This is a genomic window from Serratia sp. BFP-2025, assembly GCF_050880365.1.
Taxonomy (GTDB): Bacteria; Pseudomonadota; Gammaproteobacteria; order Enterobacterales; family Enterobacteriaceae; genus Serratia; species Serratia surfactantfaciens.
Genome location: NZ_JBPAFV010000001.1, coordinates 1,050,053 through 1,065,671, shown reverse-complemented (window position 1 = coordinate 1,065,671; position 15,619 = coordinate 1,050,053). Strand labels below are relative to the sequence as shown.

Below are 15,619 nucleotides of genomic sequence, written 5' to 3'. Positions count from 1 at the left end.
TTCCCTATTAAATATTAATGATTGATTTTACGTTGCGCCGGGGCCGCTGCCGGCTCCGCGCGCTGCGGCAGGAAGAAGAAAATCAGCGCCGGGATCAGATACAGGAAGTAGACCGCCACTTCGCTGACCGTCGGCGCTTCCTGATAGCCGAGAATGCCTTCCAGCAGGGTGCCGAACAGCGAATGGGTCGACAGGGTGCTGCTGAAGTCGAAGGCGATATCCTGGAAGTGGTTCCACAGACCGGCTTCGTGGAAGGCGCGGATCGCCCCGGCGGCCAGGCCGGCGGCGACGAACAGAATGAACAGGCTGGTCCATTTGAAGAATTTGGCCAGGTGCAGCTTCACCCCGCCCCAGTAAATCATCATGCCCAGCACGATGGCGGCCACTAGGCCGAGCACCGCGCCGATCGGCGCTGCGGCGCCCACGTCTTGCTGAAACGCCGCCAGCAGGAAGAACACCGACTCCAGCCCTTCGCGCGCGACGGCGAAGAACACCATCGCCACCAGCGCCCAACCCTGCCCTTTGCCGGCGTTGAGCGCCTGATCGATCGCCCCTTCCAGATGCACCTTGACCGACTTGGAGACTTTACGCATCCAGAACACCATGTAGGTGAGGATCACCACCGCCACCACCGCAACGATGCCTTCGAACAGCTCCTGCTGTTTCTGCGGGAACTCGCCGGTGGTCTCATTGATGAAGATGCCGAGCGCCAGACACAGCGCGGCCGCGACTATCACGCCGATCCACACCGCGCCGAGCCATTGACTGCGCTGCGTGCGCTTCAGGTAGCTGGCGATCAGGCTGACGATCAACGCCGCCTCCAGCCCCTCGCGGAACATGATAAGAAAGGGAACAAACATAAATAATCACCCCTGAAAAGAGCGCGGCGGCAGAAACGGTGGCTGCGAAATAAGCCGCGCGGCTATGTAAAGAAACGTAAAACTCAACGAGAGTGATTATCATTCGGTCAAGGATAAATACAAGAGGCGCGAGGGTGATTTTTTCTAATCAAATGTCGCCAGGTGTTACAGCTGGGTGACAGTAACGAGCAGGCAAAAAGAAGGGGCGCTCTGGGCGCCCCTTGCTGACTGACATCGAACGGCGTTATACCGTTTTGTACTCGGCTTCCGCCTGATCGAAACGCTCGGTCATGGTGGCGGAAGGCTGCCGGCCCATCAGGCTCACCACCACGATGGCCAGACAGCCCAGAATGAAGCCTGGGATGATTTCATACAGGCCCAGCCATTCGTACTGTTTCCAGACGATCACCGTCACCGCGCCGACCAGCATGCCGGCCAGCGCGCCGTTGCGGGTCATGCGTGACCACATTACCGAGATCAGCACCACCGGGCCGAAGGCGGCGCCGAAACCGGCCCAGGCGTAGCTCACCAGGCCCAGCACGCGGTTTTCCGGGTTGGCCGCCAGCGCGATGGCGACCAGCGCCACCACCAGCACCATCACGCGGCCGACCCACACCAGCTCACGCTGGCTGGCGCCTTTGCGCAGAAACGCCTTGTACAGGTCTTCGGTGATCGCGCTGGAGCACACCAGCAGCTGGCAGCTCAGGGTGCTCATGACCGCCGCCAGAATCGCCGACAGCAGCACGCCCGCCACCCATGGGTTGAACAGCAGCATCGCCAGCTCGATGAACACGCGCTCGCCGTTCTGCGACACGTTGCCGGCCTGATCAGGGTTGTTGGCGAAGTAAGCGATGCCGAAGAAACCGACGGCGATGGTGCCGGCAAGGCACAGGATCATCCAGGTCATGCTGATGCGACGCGCGCTGCGGATGGTGCGGTGAGAATCCGCCGCCATGAAACGCGCCAGGATGTGCGGCTGGCCGAAGTAGCCCAGGCCCCAACCCAGCAGCGACAGGATGGCGACGAAGTTCAGGCCTTTCAGCATGTCGAGGTTGGCCGGGTTCTGCGCCTGGATCACCAGCATCGAGGTATCGATGCCGCCGACGGCGAAGATCACGATCACCGGCGTCAGGATCAGCGCGAAAATCATCAGGCTGGCCTGCACGGTGTCGGTCCAGCTCACCGCCAGGAAACCGCCGATAAAGGTATACAGGATGGTCGCTGCGGCGCCGGCCCACAGGGCGGTTTCGTAGCTCATGCCGAAGGTGCTTTCGAACAGACGCGCGCCGGCCACGATGCCGGAGGCGCAGTAAATGGTGAAGAACACCAGGATGACGATGGCCGAGATCACCCGCAGCAGCTTGCTGTTGTCTTCAAAACGGCTGGTGAAATAGTCCGGCAGCGTCAGGGCGTTGTTGTTGGCTTCGGTATGCACGCGCAGCCTGCCTGCCACCAGCTTCCAGTTCAGGTAAGCGCCGATGGTCAGACCGATGGCGATCCAGCTTTCGGAGATGCCGGAGAGGAAGATGGCGCCCGGCAGGCCCATCAGCAGCCAGCCGCTCATGTCGGAAGCCCCGGCGGACAGCGCGGTCACCACGCTGCCCAAACTGCGACCGCCGAGAATATAATCATCAAAGTTGTTGGTTGCCCGGTAGGCAAGCAGGCCGATCAGCACCATCCCGAAAATGTACACCAGGAAGGTCACCAGCATAGGTGTGCTCATTGTCATTTAATTCTCCACTTTCATTATTATTCGCGTTTCGCTCCGGCCAAGCCGGCGCTGGTAAACCCACGCGCAATGCATTTCACTGGCCGCCGCGCCGGAACGTGGCGCAGCCTGCGAGCAAGTGCAGGTAAAATAGTTTCTGCCCGTAATTGTTGACCGTCGGTTATCCTAGATGAGCCTTTCATCAACCAACAAGATATTTAACAACAAAGTTACACAAAGTTTACCCTGCGTCACATTTACCGGGCCTGCAGGTTGCACTCACGACAAACAAAATGAGTTGCACCTGGTGATTACCCTTATATACCGCAAGGTAAAGCGCCTGCGGCATAATAAACCCCGCCGCATTCGCTCAATAACGCAACATTCATGCCAACTGTCCATGTTAAAAAATCGATGAAACTCACACTTCACTCATCAGCCTGATTTAACAAGGTTGCACAAAGTTGCAACATGCAGGATATTGTCTGCATTCTTAACACCACACATCTCACGAACCTATCCCAACAGGCTTTCCGGCCTGCTGTTTGTCTAGCCTGATGGGATAGGTTCTAAACACAGGAGTTGGACAGGCATGGGCACTACCACAATGGGCGTGAAACTCGACGAGGCAACACGCGACCGGATCAAGAGCGCCGCGCAGCGCATCGATCGCACGCCGCACTGGCTCATCAAGCAGGCCATCTTTAATTACCTCGAGCGTCTCGAGAGCGGTACCGATATTCCTGAAATTCCAGCGCTGGCCGCAGCGGGCCAGCCTGAAGCGGACGACATTATGCCGCAAGCGCAGGAAGAGTCACACCAACCATTCCTCGATTTCGCCGAACAAATTCTGCCGCAGTCAGTCACCCGCGCCGCCATCACCGCCGCATATCGCCGTCCAGAGACCGAAGCGGTGCCGATGTTGCTCGAACAGGCGCGATTACCCGCCGATCTTGCACAGGCCACTCACAAAATGGCCTACGGCATCGCCGAGAAGCTGCGTAACCAAAAAAGTGCAAATGGCCGCGCCGGCATGGTGCAAGGCCTGCTGCAAGAGTTCTCCCTCTCCTCGCAGGAAGGTGTGGCGCTGATGTGCCTGGCGGAAGCGCTGCTGCGCATTCCGGACAAACCGACCCGCGACGCCCTGATCCGCGACAAGATCAGCAACGGCAACTGGCACTCGCACCTGGGGCGCAGCCCGTCGCTGTTCGTCAACGCCGCCACCTGGGGCCTGCTGTTCACCGGCAAGCTGGTGTCGACCCATAACGAAGCCAACCTGTCCCGCTCGCTGAACCGCATCATCAGCAAGAGCGGCGAACCGCTGATCCGCAAAGGCGTGGACATGGCGATGCGCCTGATGGGCGAGCAGTTCGTGACCGGCGAAACCATCGCCGAAGCGCTGGCCAACGCGCGCAAGCTGGAAGAAAAAGGCTTCCGCTACTCTTATGACATGCTGGGCGAAGCCGCCCTGACCGAGGCCGACGCTCAGGCCTACCTGGTTTCCTACCAGCAGGCGATCCACGCCATCGGCAAAGCCTCCAACGGCCGCGGCATCTATGAAGGCCCCGGCATCTCCATCAAACTGTCCGCTCTGCACCCGCGCTACAGCCGCGCGCAGTACGAACGCGTCATGGAAGAACTCTACCCGCGCCTGCTGTCGCTGACCCTGCAGGCGCGCCAGTACGATATCGGCATCAACATCGACGCCGAAGAGGCCGACCGTCTGGAGATCTCGCTCGATCTGCTGGAGAAGCTGTGCTTCGAGCCGCAGCTGGCCGGTTGGAACGGCATCGGCTTCGTGATTCAGGCCTACCAGAAACGCTGCCCGTTCGCCATCGACGCGGTGATCGACATGGCGCAACGCAGCCGTCGTCGCCTGATGATCCGTCTGGTGAAGGGCGCCTACTGGGACAGCGAAATCAAACGCGCCCAGATGGACGGCCTGGAAGGCTACCCGGTTTACACCCGTAAGGTGTACACCGACGTTTCCTACCTGGCCTGCGCCCGCAAGCTGCTGTCGGTGCCGAACCTGATCTATCCGCAGTTCGCCACCCACAACGCCCATACCCTGAGCGCCATCTATCACCTGGCCGGCAACAACTACTACCCTGGCCAGTATGAGTTCCAGTGCCTGCACGGCATGGGTGAACCGCTGTACGAACAGGTGGTGGGTAAAGTGGCCGACGGCAAACTGAACCGCCCGTGCCGCATCTATGCGCCGGTCGGCACCCATGAAACGCTGCTGGCCTACCTGGTGCGTCGCCTGTTGGAAAACGGCGCCAACACCTCGTTCGTCAACCGCATCGCCGACGCCACCCTGCCGCTCGACGAGCTGGTGGCCGATCCGGTCAGCGCCGTGGAAGCCATGGCGGCCAGCGAAGGCCAGATGGGCCTGCCGCATCCGCGCATACCGCTGCCGCGCGAGCTGTATGGCGAGAAACGCACCAACTCCAGCGGTCTGGATCTGTCCAACGAACAGCGTCTGGCCTCGCTGTCCAGCGCCCTGCTCACCAGCGCCAGCCATCCGTGGCGCGCGGAACCTATTATCGACGCCGAGTTGGATCAGGGCGTGGAACAGCCGGTGATCAACCCGGCCGAGCCGGGCGATGTGGTCGGCTACGTGCGTGAAGCCACCGAAGGCGAAGTCAGCCGCGCGCTCGACGCCGCCGCGGCCGCCGGCCCAATCTGGTTCGCGACACCGCCAACGGAGCGCGCCGCGATCCTCGAACGCGCCGCCGAACTGATGGAAAGCCAGCTGCAAAGCCTGCTGGGCATTCTGGTGCGCGAAGCGGGTAAAACCTTCAACAACGCCATCGCCGAAGTGCGTGAAGCGGTCGACTTCCTGCACTACTACGCCGGCCAGGTGCGCGACGATTTCGCCAACGACAGCCACCGCCCGCTGGGCCCGGTAGTCTGCATCAGCCCGTGGAACTTCCCGCTGGCGATCTTCACCGGCCAGATCGCCGCCGCGCTGGCGGCAGGCAACAGCGTGTTGGCCAAACCGGCCGAGCAAACGCCGCTGGTGGCCGCTCAGGCGGTGCGCATCCTGCTGGAAGCCGGTATTCCGCAAGGCGTGCTGCAGCTGCTGCCAGGCCAGGGTGAAACCGTCGGCTCGACGCTGGTCAACGACGCCCGCGTACGCGGCGTGATGTTCACCGGCTCCACCGACGTCGCCGGCATTCTGCAGCGCAGCATCGCCGGTCGTCTGGATCCGCAGGGCCGTCCAACGCCGCTGATCGCCGAAACCGGCGGCCTGAACGCCATGATCGTAGACTCTTCCGCCCTGACTGAACAGGTCGTCACCGACGTGGTGGCCTCCGCCTTCGACAGCGCCGGCCAACGCTGCTCCGCGCTGCGTATCCTGTGCATTCAGGAAGACGTGGCCGAACACACGCTGCAGATGCTGCGCGGCGCGATGGCCGAATGCCGCATGGGCAACCCGGAGCGCCTGTCCACCGACGTGGGCCCGGTGATCGATGCCGAAGCCAAAACCGGCATCGAGCGCCACATCCAGGCGATGCGTGCCAAAGGCCGCAAGGTGTACCAGGCCGCCAAAGGTAGCACGCAGGATGAAAAAGAGTGGGCGCGCGGCACCTTCATCAAGCCGACGTTGATCGAGCTCGACAGCTTCGACGAGCTGCAGAAAGAGATCTTCGGCCCGGTGCTGCACGTCGTACGCTTCCAGCGCAACAACCTGGACGCGCTGGTCGATCAGATCAACGCCGCCGGTTACGGCCTGACGCTGGGCATTCACACCCGTATCGATGAAACCATCGCCCGGGTGACCGAGCGCGCCAAGGTCGGCAACCTGTACGTTAACCGCAACATGGTGGGCGCAGTGGTCGGCGTGCAGCCGTTCGGCGGCGAAGGCCTGTCGGGCACCGGCCCGAAAGCCGGCGGCCCGCTGTACCTGTACCGTCTTTTGGCCAACCGGCCGGACGACGCGCTGCAGCGCACGCTGCAGCGCCAGGACGAGGAGCGCCCAATGGAAGCCACCGCACGGCCGCAGCTGCTGGGCGCGCTGCAATCGCTGGAGAAATGGGCGGTCACCAGCCAACACGGCGAACTGGCGGCATTGGCGCAGCGCTATGCGGAACTGGGCCAGGGCGGCACCGTCCGTCCGCTGCCAGGGCCGACCGGCGAGCGCAATACCTATGCCCTGTTGCCGCGTGAACGCGTGCTGTGCCTGGCGGATAACGAAGCCGATGCGCTGATCCAGCTGGCCGCCGTGCTGGCGGTCGGCAGCTGCGCGCTGTGGCCGGAAGCGGAACTGCAGCGCAATCTGTTCCGCCGCTTGCCGAACGATGTGCAGGCGCGTATCGCCTTCAGCAAAGACTGGCAGCAGGATAAGGTTGAGTTCGACGCCGCCATCTACCACGGCGATGCCGACCAACTGCGCACCCTGTGCGAGCAGATCGCCCAGCGCGGCGGCGCCATCGTTTCGGTGCAGGGCTTCGCCCACGGGGAAACCAACATTCTGTTGGAGCGCCTGCTGATCGAACGTTCGCTGAGCGTCAACACCGCCGCCGCCGGCGGCAACGCCAGCCTGATGACCATCGGTTAACGCATCGTCAAGGCGGCGACACGTCGCCGCCTGATTTGCTTACCGCTACGCAAACCCTGCACTCGTGCAGGGTTTTTTATTGTCCGCCGCCCGGCCAGTCGTTAGCGTATTAATCTCCTTGCCTGAGAGTGTGTATGGTGTGTAGATTAAGGACGATAACATCGTGAAGAGTTCAGAGCTGATCGCGCTGCTGGAAAGCCACGGCTGGGTATTGCGGCGGGTAAAAGGCAGCCACCATCAATTCAAACATCCCGATTTTGCGCTGATCATCACCGTGCCGCACCCAAAGAAAAATCTCAAGCTGGGCACGCTGCGGCAGATACTTAAAGACGCGGGGTTAACTGCACTTCACATCGCCACGCGTTAGACAGGAGAAACCATGTTTTATCCCGCTTATATCCATACCGAATCAGACGGCAGTGCCAGCGGTTTCTTTCCCGATGTCCCCGGTTGTTATTTCGCCGGCGCCAGCCTGGACGACGCCTTTGCCGATGCCCAAAGCGCGCTGGATGCGCACTTTGAGTTGTTGAGCGAAGACAATCAGCCGATACCGCGTCCGCGGGCCGTCGCCGTGCATCTTGCCAAAAACGCGGAATCCTTCGAGGGGGGGCAGTGGCTGTTGATCGCTATCAATATGGATAAGTTTGACGGCCGGGCCGAGCGAATCAATATCACGCTGCCCCACCGACTGTTAAGCCGCATTGATTCTCTGGTTCGGCAACATCCTGGATACGGCAGCCGCAGCGGGTTTCTCGCCGCCGCCGCGCGAAATGAATTGTTGAAAGTGGAGTGAACGCAGTCGGGGGAAGCTCCCCCGCCGCCTTATTGATTCAGAAACTTGTCGAGGAATTGCTGGGTGCGCTGGTGCTGCGGGTTGGCGAACAGCGCTTTGGCCGGGCCCTGTTCGACGATGCGGCCATGGTCCATAAAGATAACCCGGTCGGCCACGTCGCGGGCGAAGCTCATCTCATGGGTGACAATCACCATGGTGCGTTTCTCTTCCGCCAGTGAGCGCATGGTATTGAGCACTTCCCCCACCAACTCGGGATCGAGCGCCGAGGTCGGCTCATCGAACAAAATCACCTCCGGCTGCATCGCCAGCGCGCGCGCAATAGCCACCCGCTGTTGCTGCCCGCCGGACAACCGCCGCGGATAGGCCTGCTCTTTGCCGCTCAGCCCCACCTTGGCCAGCAACGCACGAGCGCGCTGTTCAGCGCTGGCTTTTGCTTCGCCCTTGACGATAACCGGCCCTTCGATAATGTTTTCCAGCACCGAACGATGCGGGAACAGGTTGAAGTTCTGGAACACGAAGCCAACCTGCTGACGCAGCGCACGCACCTGGTTCTTCTGTTTGCTCAGCGGTTTGCTGCCGTCGATCAGGATATCGCCGACGCGAATGGTGCCGGAATCCGGCTCCTCCAGCAGGTTGATGCAACGCAACAAGGTGGTTTTCCCCGAACCGCTCGGCCCGATGATCGCCACCACTTCGCCGGCGTCCACCGCCAGATCGATTCCATGCAGCACCGTCTGACCCTTGAACTGCTTGGTCAACTGTTTAACTTCAATGGCACTCATGCGTTACTCCTGATCCTGGCGATTTACGTGGGCTTCCAGACGGTTTTGCAGTGCGGAAAGCAGGGTCGCCATCACCCAGTAAATCAGCGAGGCCGCCAGGTACATGGTGAACACTTCCAGCGTGCGCGAGGTGATCAGCTGCGCCTGACGGAACAGTTCCGGTACCTGAATGGTGGCGGCCAGCGAGGTGTCCTTCACCAGACCGATAAAGCTGTTGCCGAGCGGCGGCAAGGCGGTGCGCGCCGCCTGCGGCAGGATCACCCGGCGCAGAGTTTGCCAGCGGGTCATGCCGATGCTGGCGGCGGCTTCCCACTGCCCTTTATCGATCGACGAAATCGCCGCGCGCAGCGTTTCCGAGGTGTAGGCGGCGGTATTGAGCGACAGGCCAATCAGCGCCGCCGGGAAGGGATCGAATTCGATGCCGAACTGCGGCAGACCGTAATAGATCATAAACAGCTGGGCGATCAACGGCGTGCCGCGGAACAGCGACACGTAAATGCGCGACAGCCACGACAGCGGCCACAGCGGCGAAAGGCGCATCAGCGCCAGCAGAAAACCGAGCAGCAATCCCAACGCCATCCCGCCCAGGCTGAGCTGAAGCGTCAGTATGGCGCCCTTCAATAAAAATGGCGCTGAATCCAGCGCCAGTTGAATACTTTCGTGCATTATTTAGTTACGTCCGCGCCAAACCATTTCTCGGAGATCTTCGCCATCGTGCCGTCTTTTTGCATCTCGGCGATCGCCTGATCAATCGCGGCCAGCAGCTCTGGGTTATTTTTGCGCAGCGCCACGCCGGACTCCTGACGAGAGAACGCCGGGCCGGCTACCGCCAGCGTATCACCGGTTTTCTTCACCAGATCCAGCGCCGCCAGACGATCCACCAGAATGGCGTTGATGCGGCCAACGCGCAGATCCTGATACTTGGTCGGGTCGTCGTCGTAGGTACGCACGTCCACGCCCTGCACGTTCGCGCGCAGCCACTGTTCATAGTTGGTGCCAAGACCCACGCCAACCTTCTTGCCCTTCAGGTCTTCCGGCTTGGTGATGGTGCCTTCGTTGCCTTTCTTCACCAGCGCCTGAATACCGGAAACGGTGTAAGGGGTGGAGAAGTCATATTTCTTCTTGCGCTCATCGGAGAGGGTCACCTGGTTGATGACCACGTCGATACGTTTCGAGTCCAGCGAAGCCAGCATGCCGTCCCATTTGGTCGGGTTCAGCTTGGCTTTCACGCCTAGGTGTTCCGCCAACGCGTTGGCGAAATCCACTTCGAAACCGGTCAGCTTGCCGTCTTCACCCTGGAAGCTGAACGGCGGATAGGTGCCTTCCAGCCCGACGATCAGCGTACCGCGCTGTTTCACCTGCTGCAGCAGATTGTCGGCGGCATAGGTTTGCGTCGACAAACCGGCGGCCAACGCGACACCCACTACGCCCAACAGCCATTGACGACGAACTTTCGCAAACATCATAAACACCCCTGTGTGTTATTTATCTTTTTTGATATCAGCACTTTAACAGTGCGTCCGTCCGCATAAAGGAATATAACTTTATAAATATAGTTCAAAATGGAATAACAAGCGGTATTTACACCTGCGGATGATAGGCGAACAGCGCCGGCGCACCGCCGGTGTGAACGAACAGAATAGGCCCCTCATCGCGGAAACGCCGCTGGGCGATGCCGTCGATCAAACCGGCCATCGCCTTGCCGGTGTATACCGGATCCAGCAACACGCCCTCTTGCTGCGCCAGCAACTGCACCGCCGCCATGCCTTCTTCATTCGGCATGCCGTACTGCGGCGCGAAGTAATCGTCCCACAGCGCGATCGGTGCCAGTTCGTCGATATTCAGCGAACAGGCCAGGGCCTTTTGGATCTGCTCAACCTTCGGCAGCTGATCGATCACGGTGCGCGAAACCGTCACGCCGATCAGCTCGGTTTCCGGCAACAGCTGCTGCAGCCCCACCGCCAGCCCGGCGTGGGTACCGGCGCTGCCGGAGGCCACCACCACCGAGCTGAACGCCACGTTGCTGCGCTGACTCTGCTCAGCGATTTCCAATGCGCACTGCACATACCCCAGCGCGCCCAGCGCATTGGAGCCACCCACCGGCACCACGTAAGGCCGGAAGCCCTGCGCTTCAAGGCGCGTGGCCAGTTCCGCCAACTGCTGCTGCGGATCGTGCAACGCTTCGCACATCACCACTTCGGCGTTGAACAGGCCGAGCAGCAGGCGGTTGCCGTTAGTCAGATAATTTTCTGCGCGGGTGTCGATAGGATTTTCCAACAGCGCGACGCAATGCAGGCCCAGCTTCGCTGCCACCGCCGCCGTCTGGCGCACGTGGTTGGATTGAATGGCACCGGCGGTGACCAGCGTGTCGGCGCCTTGGCGCAGGGCGTCGGCGGCCAGAAACTCAAGCTTTCTCAGCTTGTTGCCGCCCATTGCCATAGGAGTGACGTCGTCACGCTTAAGGTAAATATCGCGGCCGAGATAATCGGAAAGACGGGACAGCTTTTCCAGCGGTGTGGCGGCGCCAACCAGGTCCAGGCGCGGGAATTGCGCCAGTTGTTGTTGCAGGTTCACTACTTCCCCCCAGGGAATCGAATATCAACATCTGATAACCGATAGATTTAGCAGATGTGAACTGAATAATCATCCTTTATCACGGGGGAAACAGCCAGCCCCGGCCCAACGGCCGGGGTAAAGCTCAGTAGCTGCGCTGCCAGGCGAGATACTGATCGTATTTGCGCAGCGCAATGCGGTAGTTGTTGTGCGCCGCGGAAGGCAGATCGTCGATGATGCGCTGATGGCTGGCGCTGTTGGCGAACTTGTCCGCCGGGTAGTTGCGCGCCACCAGCATTTCGTCCAGCCGGCGCAGCCGCACCACATACTCGCGGATGGTGCTGTGGCTCATCTCGGTCTGTTCGAACAGATACTGTTTGAACGCCATGATGTCGAAATAGCTCGGGTGGCTGTTGCAGGAGATCTCGCTGCAAAAGCGGCACAGCGCGGTCAGCTCATGCTGTACGTTCAGCCAGACCGCGTCGTCGATCGGCTGATCCATGCGCGCGATGGCTTCTTTATTGATGATCTTGCCGCGAAACACCAGCGCCATGCGGTCCAACAGTTTACCGCACTGGGAGCAATGGGTCTGGCTGTGCTTGTAATCTTTCAGGTAACGGCTAAGCGGCCGTTTTTTCAACAGTATTCCTGGCATAAGGGGCAGTCCGATTGTCGCATGAGTCTTCGAGTTGAGGGGGCGGCGAGCCGCCGTCAGGTATCGTTCGCCAGCCGCGCGCGCAGCCGTTTGATCGCCTGACTGTGCAGTTGGCTGACGCGGGATTCCCCGACGTCCAGCACGGCGCCGATCTCCTTGAGGTTCAACTCTTCCTGGTAATACAGCGTCAGCACCATTTTTTCGCGCTCCGGCAACGCCTCGATGGCGTCGATCACTCGCTGGCGCAGGCTGCCTTCCAACAGGTGATGCAGCGGGTTGGCCTCTTCATGCCCTTCCAGCATCGGTTCCGCGTTCTCGCCATGCTCCTCGCGCCATTCGTCGTAGGAGAAAAGCTGGCTGTTATTGGTGTCCAACAGAATTTGACGGTACTCATCCAGCGAGATATTCAGCGTCTGCGCCACTTCCGTCTCACTCGCCGGACGGCCATAACGCTGTTCCAGTTGCCGCATCACCTGCGCGACCTCGCGCGCATGGCGCCGCACGCTGCGTGGCACCCAGTCGCGGCTGCGCAGCTCGTCGAGCATCGCGCCACGAATGCGCTGCACCGCATAGGTGGTAAAGGCGGTTCCCTGTAGGGCGTCATAACGCTCAACGGCGTTCAATAACCCGATTCCTCCGGCCTGCAGCAAATCGTCGAGCTCCACGCTGGCGGGCAGCCTGACCTGCAGGCGCAACGCCTCGTGGCGCACTAACGGGACGTAGCGCAGCCAGAGAGAATTTTTGTCCATCACGCCTTCGGCGGTATACAGATCGCTCACTATGTCTTAAACCTGCGGATAAGAGAGTCAGCGCTATTATGCTTAGGGGGGGAAATGCCAATCGGCTGAACAGTCGCACAAAACAGGCTTTATTTGTGCCATGTAATAACCGCGCGGTGCGCGAACATAAAAAAACCCCGCCGAAGCGGGGTCTTTTTGCGACAGTTAATCGGGAGAGACGATTAACGCAGCAGGGACAGTACGTTCTGAGTAGACTGGTTAGCCTGTGCCAGAACAGAGGTGCCAGCCTGTTGCAGGATGTTGGCACGGCTCATGTTGGACACTTCGGTCGCGTAGTCAGCGTCCTGGATACGAGACTGAGAAGCAGCCAGGTTGTTCACGGTGCTGTTCAGGTTGTTGATAACAGAATCGAAACGGTTCTGTACCGCACCCAGGGAAGAACGCAGACCGTCAACCTGTGCCAGCGCTTTGTCCAGAGTTTCCAGAGGGTTGGACATCTTGGCATCGGCACCTTCGGTGATTTTAGCCTTGCCTGCGGTTGCACCGTCTTCAGCGATGGTTGCTGATTTGTAGGTTTTGGCGCCTTTGGCATCGGTAGTCTCAACAAAGAAAGTATCTTTGCCATCAACATCTTTACCAGAGAACAGTTTTTTACCTGCAGCCATTGGGTCAACAGTCAGATCTTTACCGCCAACGTTCACAGTACCGGTAACTTCTGCACCCAGTTTAGGACCTTTGTCGGTCACGTTGAAGGTATCCAGACCCAGCTCTTTTGAATCAATCTTTTTCAGGTCGATATCGATGGTTTCGCCGTCGTTAGCGCCAACCTGGATGGTCAGTTTCTGATCGCTGCTCAGCACTTTCACGCCGTTGAAGTCGGTCTGCGAGGAAATACGGTTGATTTCAGACAGACGCTGAGTGATTTCGTCCTGGATGGATTTCAGGTCGCTGGTGGAGTTAGAACCGTTCTGCGCCTGTACGGTCAGACGACGGATGTTCTGCAGGTTGTCGTTAACTTCGTTCAGTGCGCCTTCAGTGGTCTGCGCCAGAGAGATACCGTCGTTGGCGTTACGGGAAGCCTGAGTCAGACCTTTGATGTTAGCGGTGAAACGGTTGGAGATCGCCTGACCCGCAGCGTCGTCTTTAGCGCTGTTGATACGCAGACCGGAAGACAGACGCTCAATCGCAGTGCCCAGAGAAGACTGAGATTTGTTCAGGTTGTTCTGCGCCATCAGAGACAGGCTGTTAGTGTTGATTACTTGTGCCATTGTTTGCTTTCCTTACGAGTCAGTTGCGTTCTTCGCAACACAGTTAAAAGGTTCGGGCTTGTTTGCCCACGGCGTCAACCACCGTCCCCTCAGGTATCGGCCCTCCCCCAACAACCTTTAGAATTTTTTTATTTTTTTTTACGTCTGCGGCAATGGCGGAAATAACGCGCTTTTTCCCTCCTCTATTGCGCCATCGTTTTTTTGTTTTTTTCGGTAAACTTTTTCATTACTGGGCCGATAACGCGTAAAGCGAATAAAGTCATAATCAAGGAGAATTACTCATGGCAACGATCAGTTCATTAGGTCTCGGCTCAGGACTCGACCTCAACGGCCTGCTGGATAAGCTGACTAAAGCGGAACAACAGCGCCTGACCCCTTACACCACCAAACAGTCCAGCTATAACGCACAGCTGACCGGTTACGGCACGCTGAAGGGTGCACTGGAAAAGTTCGACAATCTCAGCAAAGAGATGGCGAAAGAGGACTTCTTTAAAGCCACCACCGCCACCGAACACGACGCCTTTAAAATCACCACCAACGCCAAGGCAGTGCCGGGTAACTACGTGGTGGAAGTGAACAAACTGGCGCAGGCGCAAACCCTGACCACGCAGGCGAAAGTCAGCGACCAGGGCGCTAAGTTAGGCGCTGAAGGCGTGACGGACCGCTCATTGACCATCACCGCCGGCAACCCGCCGAAAGCCACCAAGATCCCGCTCAGCGACGATCAAACCTCGCTGCTGGAGCTGCGCGACGCCATCAACGGCGCCAAAGCCGGCGTCACCGCCAGCATCATGCGCGTCGGCGACAACGACTATCAGTTGGCGGTCAGCTCTTCCACCACCGGCGAAAACAACAAGATTTCTCTGCAGGTCGATAACGACGACAAGCTGGGCGATATCCTGAACTACAACGCCACCCGCGGCACCGGCACCGCCATGAAGCAGACGGTCGAGCCACAGGATGCGGAGCTGACGGTGAACGGCACCGCTATCAAGCGCAGCACCAACTCGATCAGCGATGCCCTGCAAGGCGTCACCATCGATCTGAAAACCAAAACCAAAACCGATGAACCGCAACACCTGGTGATCAGCACCAACACCGCCGGCACCACCGACAAGATCAAAGAGTGGGTCGACAGCTATAACTCGCTGCTGGATACCTTTAATGCGCTGACCAAATATACCCCGGTGAAAACCGGCGAAGCGCCAAACCCAAGCAACGGCCCGCTGCTCGGCGACAACACCCTGCGCGGCGTTCAGTCTTCGATCAAAAGCGCCCTCAGCGCAGCGCAGGATAACCCTGAGTTGAAAGGCCTGGGCAACCTCGGCATCTCCACCAACACCAAAACCGGCAAGCTGGAAATCGACAGCACCAAGCTGAAAAAAGCGATGGATGAAAAACCGGATCAGGTCACCAACTTCTTCGTCGGCAACGGCAAAGACACCGGCATGGCCACCGAGATCCACAACCAGATCCAAAGCTACATCAAATCCGGCGGCATCATCGAGAACTCGACCAAGAGCATCAACACCAACCTCGATCGCCTGAACAGCCAGATCACCACGGTCACCGCCAGCATTCAGAACACCATCGATCGCTATAAGCAGCAGTTCGTTCAGCTGGATACCATGATGTCGAAAATGAACGGCACCAGTAACTATTTGGCTCAACAGTTCAAGTAACCCTTAATCAGGTA

13 protein-coding genes are annotated in these 15,619 nt (G+C 59.4%); 4 read left to right on the top strand and 9 right to left on the bottom strand.

All coding sequences use genetic code 11. From position 1 onward, the window contains the following. Positions 1 to 14 precede the first annotated feature (14 nt). Positions 15 to 860, bottom strand: a complete 846-nt coding sequence (gene efeU / locus ACRAWE_RS04955) for an iron uptake transporter permease EfeU (RefSeq protein WP_025159831.1) — start codon at positions 858 to 860, stop codon at positions 15 to 17. A 244-nt stretch (positions 861 to 1,104) separates the two neighbouring features. After that, positions 1,105 to 2,589 (bottom strand): sodium/proline symporter PutP, encoded by a 1,485-nt coding sequence (gene putP / locus ACRAWE_RS04950; protein ID WP_025159832.1) that lies wholly within the window; start codon positions 2,587 to 2,589, stop codon positions 1,105 to 1,107. A 571-nt stretch (positions 2,590 to 3,160) separates the two neighbouring features. On the opposite strand from putP, the gene putA reads away from it, so the two are divergent. The 3 genes from putA (at position 3,161) to ACRAWE_RS04935 (ending at position 7,925) form a co-directional block, all read left to right on the top strand. Beyond that, complete coding sequence (gene putA, locus ACRAWE_RS04945) at positions 3,161 to 7,132, top strand: trifunctional transcriptional regulator/proline dehydrogenase/L-glutamate gamma-semialdehyde dehydrogenase (protein WP_025159833.1); 3,972 nt, start codon at positions 3,161 to 3,163, stop codon at positions 7,130 to 7,132. A 163-nt stretch (positions 7,133 to 7,295) separates the two neighbouring features. After that, a complete protein-coding gene (locus ACRAWE_RS04940; protein ID WP_019452923.1) occupies positions 7,296 to 7,499 on the top strand; it encodes a type II toxin-antitoxin system HicA family toxin in 204 nt (67 codons plus the stop codon). Between the two features lie 12 nt (positions 7,500 to 7,511). Further along, positions 7,512 to 7,925: a type II toxin-antitoxin system HicB family antitoxin gene (locus ACRAWE_RS04935; protein WP_019452924.1), complete on the top strand. Its 414-nt coding sequence runs from the start codon at positions 7,512 to 7,514 to the stop codon at positions 7,923 to 7,925. 29 nt (positions 7,926 to 7,954) lie between these two features. Here ACRAWE_RS04935 and tcyN read toward each other — a convergent pair whose 3' ends face one another. The 7 genes from tcyN to ACRAWE_RS04900 all read right to left on the bottom strand — a co-directional run bounded on the left by tcyN (position 7,955) and on the right by ACRAWE_RS04900 (position 13,923). Then, positions 7,955 to 8,707, bottom strand: a complete 753-nt coding sequence (gene tcyN, locus ACRAWE_RS04930) for an L-cystine ABC transporter ATP-binding protein TcyN (RefSeq protein ID WP_038876913.1) — start codon at positions 8,705 to 8,707, stop codon at positions 7,955 to 7,957. A 3-nt stretch (positions 8,708 to 8,710) separates the two neighbouring features. Continuing rightward, the gene (tcyL, locus tag ACRAWE_RS04925; RefSeq protein WP_025303237.1) at positions 8,711 to 9,373 is read right to left on the bottom strand and encodes a cystine ABC transporter permease; all 663 of its coding nucleotides are present in this window, start codon (positions 9,371 to 9,373) and stop codon (positions 8,711 to 8,713) included. Then, positions 9,373 to 10,173: a cystine ABC transporter substrate-binding protein gene (tcyJ, locus tag ACRAWE_RS04920; protein ID WP_019452927.1), complete on the bottom strand. Its 801-nt coding sequence runs from the start codon at positions 10,171 to 10,173 to the stop codon at positions 9,373 to 9,375. The genes tcyL and tcyJ overlap by 1 nt, the downstream gene beginning before the upstream one ends. 115 nt (positions 10,174 to 10,288) lie before the next feature. Next, positions 10,289 to 11,281: a D-cysteine desulfhydrase gene (locus ACRAWE_RS04915; protein ID WP_198636602.1), complete on the bottom strand. Its 993-nt coding sequence runs from the start codon at positions 11,279 to 11,281 to the stop codon at positions 10,289 to 10,291. Between the two features lie 124 nt (positions 11,282 to 11,405). Then, positions 11,406 to 11,915, bottom strand: a complete 510-nt coding sequence (gene fliZ / locus ACRAWE_RS04910; RefSeq protein WP_025159834.1) for a flagella biosynthesis regulatory protein FliZ — start codon at positions 11,913 to 11,915, stop codon at positions 11,406 to 11,408. A 56-nt stretch (positions 11,916 to 11,971) separates the two neighbouring features. Continuing rightward, on the bottom strand, positions 11,972 to 12,694 hold the full coding sequence (locus tag ACRAWE_RS04905) for an RNA polymerase sigma factor FliA (protein ID WP_004934752.1): 723 nt from the start codon (positions 12,692 to 12,694) through the stop codon (positions 11,972 to 11,974). 182 nt (positions 12,695 to 12,876) lie between these two features. Further along, entirely contained in the window at positions 12,877 to 13,923 is a 1,047-nt protein-coding gene (locus ACRAWE_RS04900) for a flagellin (protein WP_211129855.1), read from the bottom strand. A gap of 281 nt (positions 13,924 to 14,204) precedes the next feature. Here ACRAWE_RS04900 and fliD point away from each other — a divergent pair, with 281 nt between their 5' ends. After that, complete coding sequence (gene fliD, locus ACRAWE_RS04895; protein ID WP_432525033.1) at positions 14,205 to 15,605, top strand: flagellar filament capping protein FliD; 1,401 nt, start codon at positions 14,205 to 14,207, stop codon at positions 15,603 to 15,605. Positions 15,606 to 15,619: the final 14 nt, after the last annotated feature.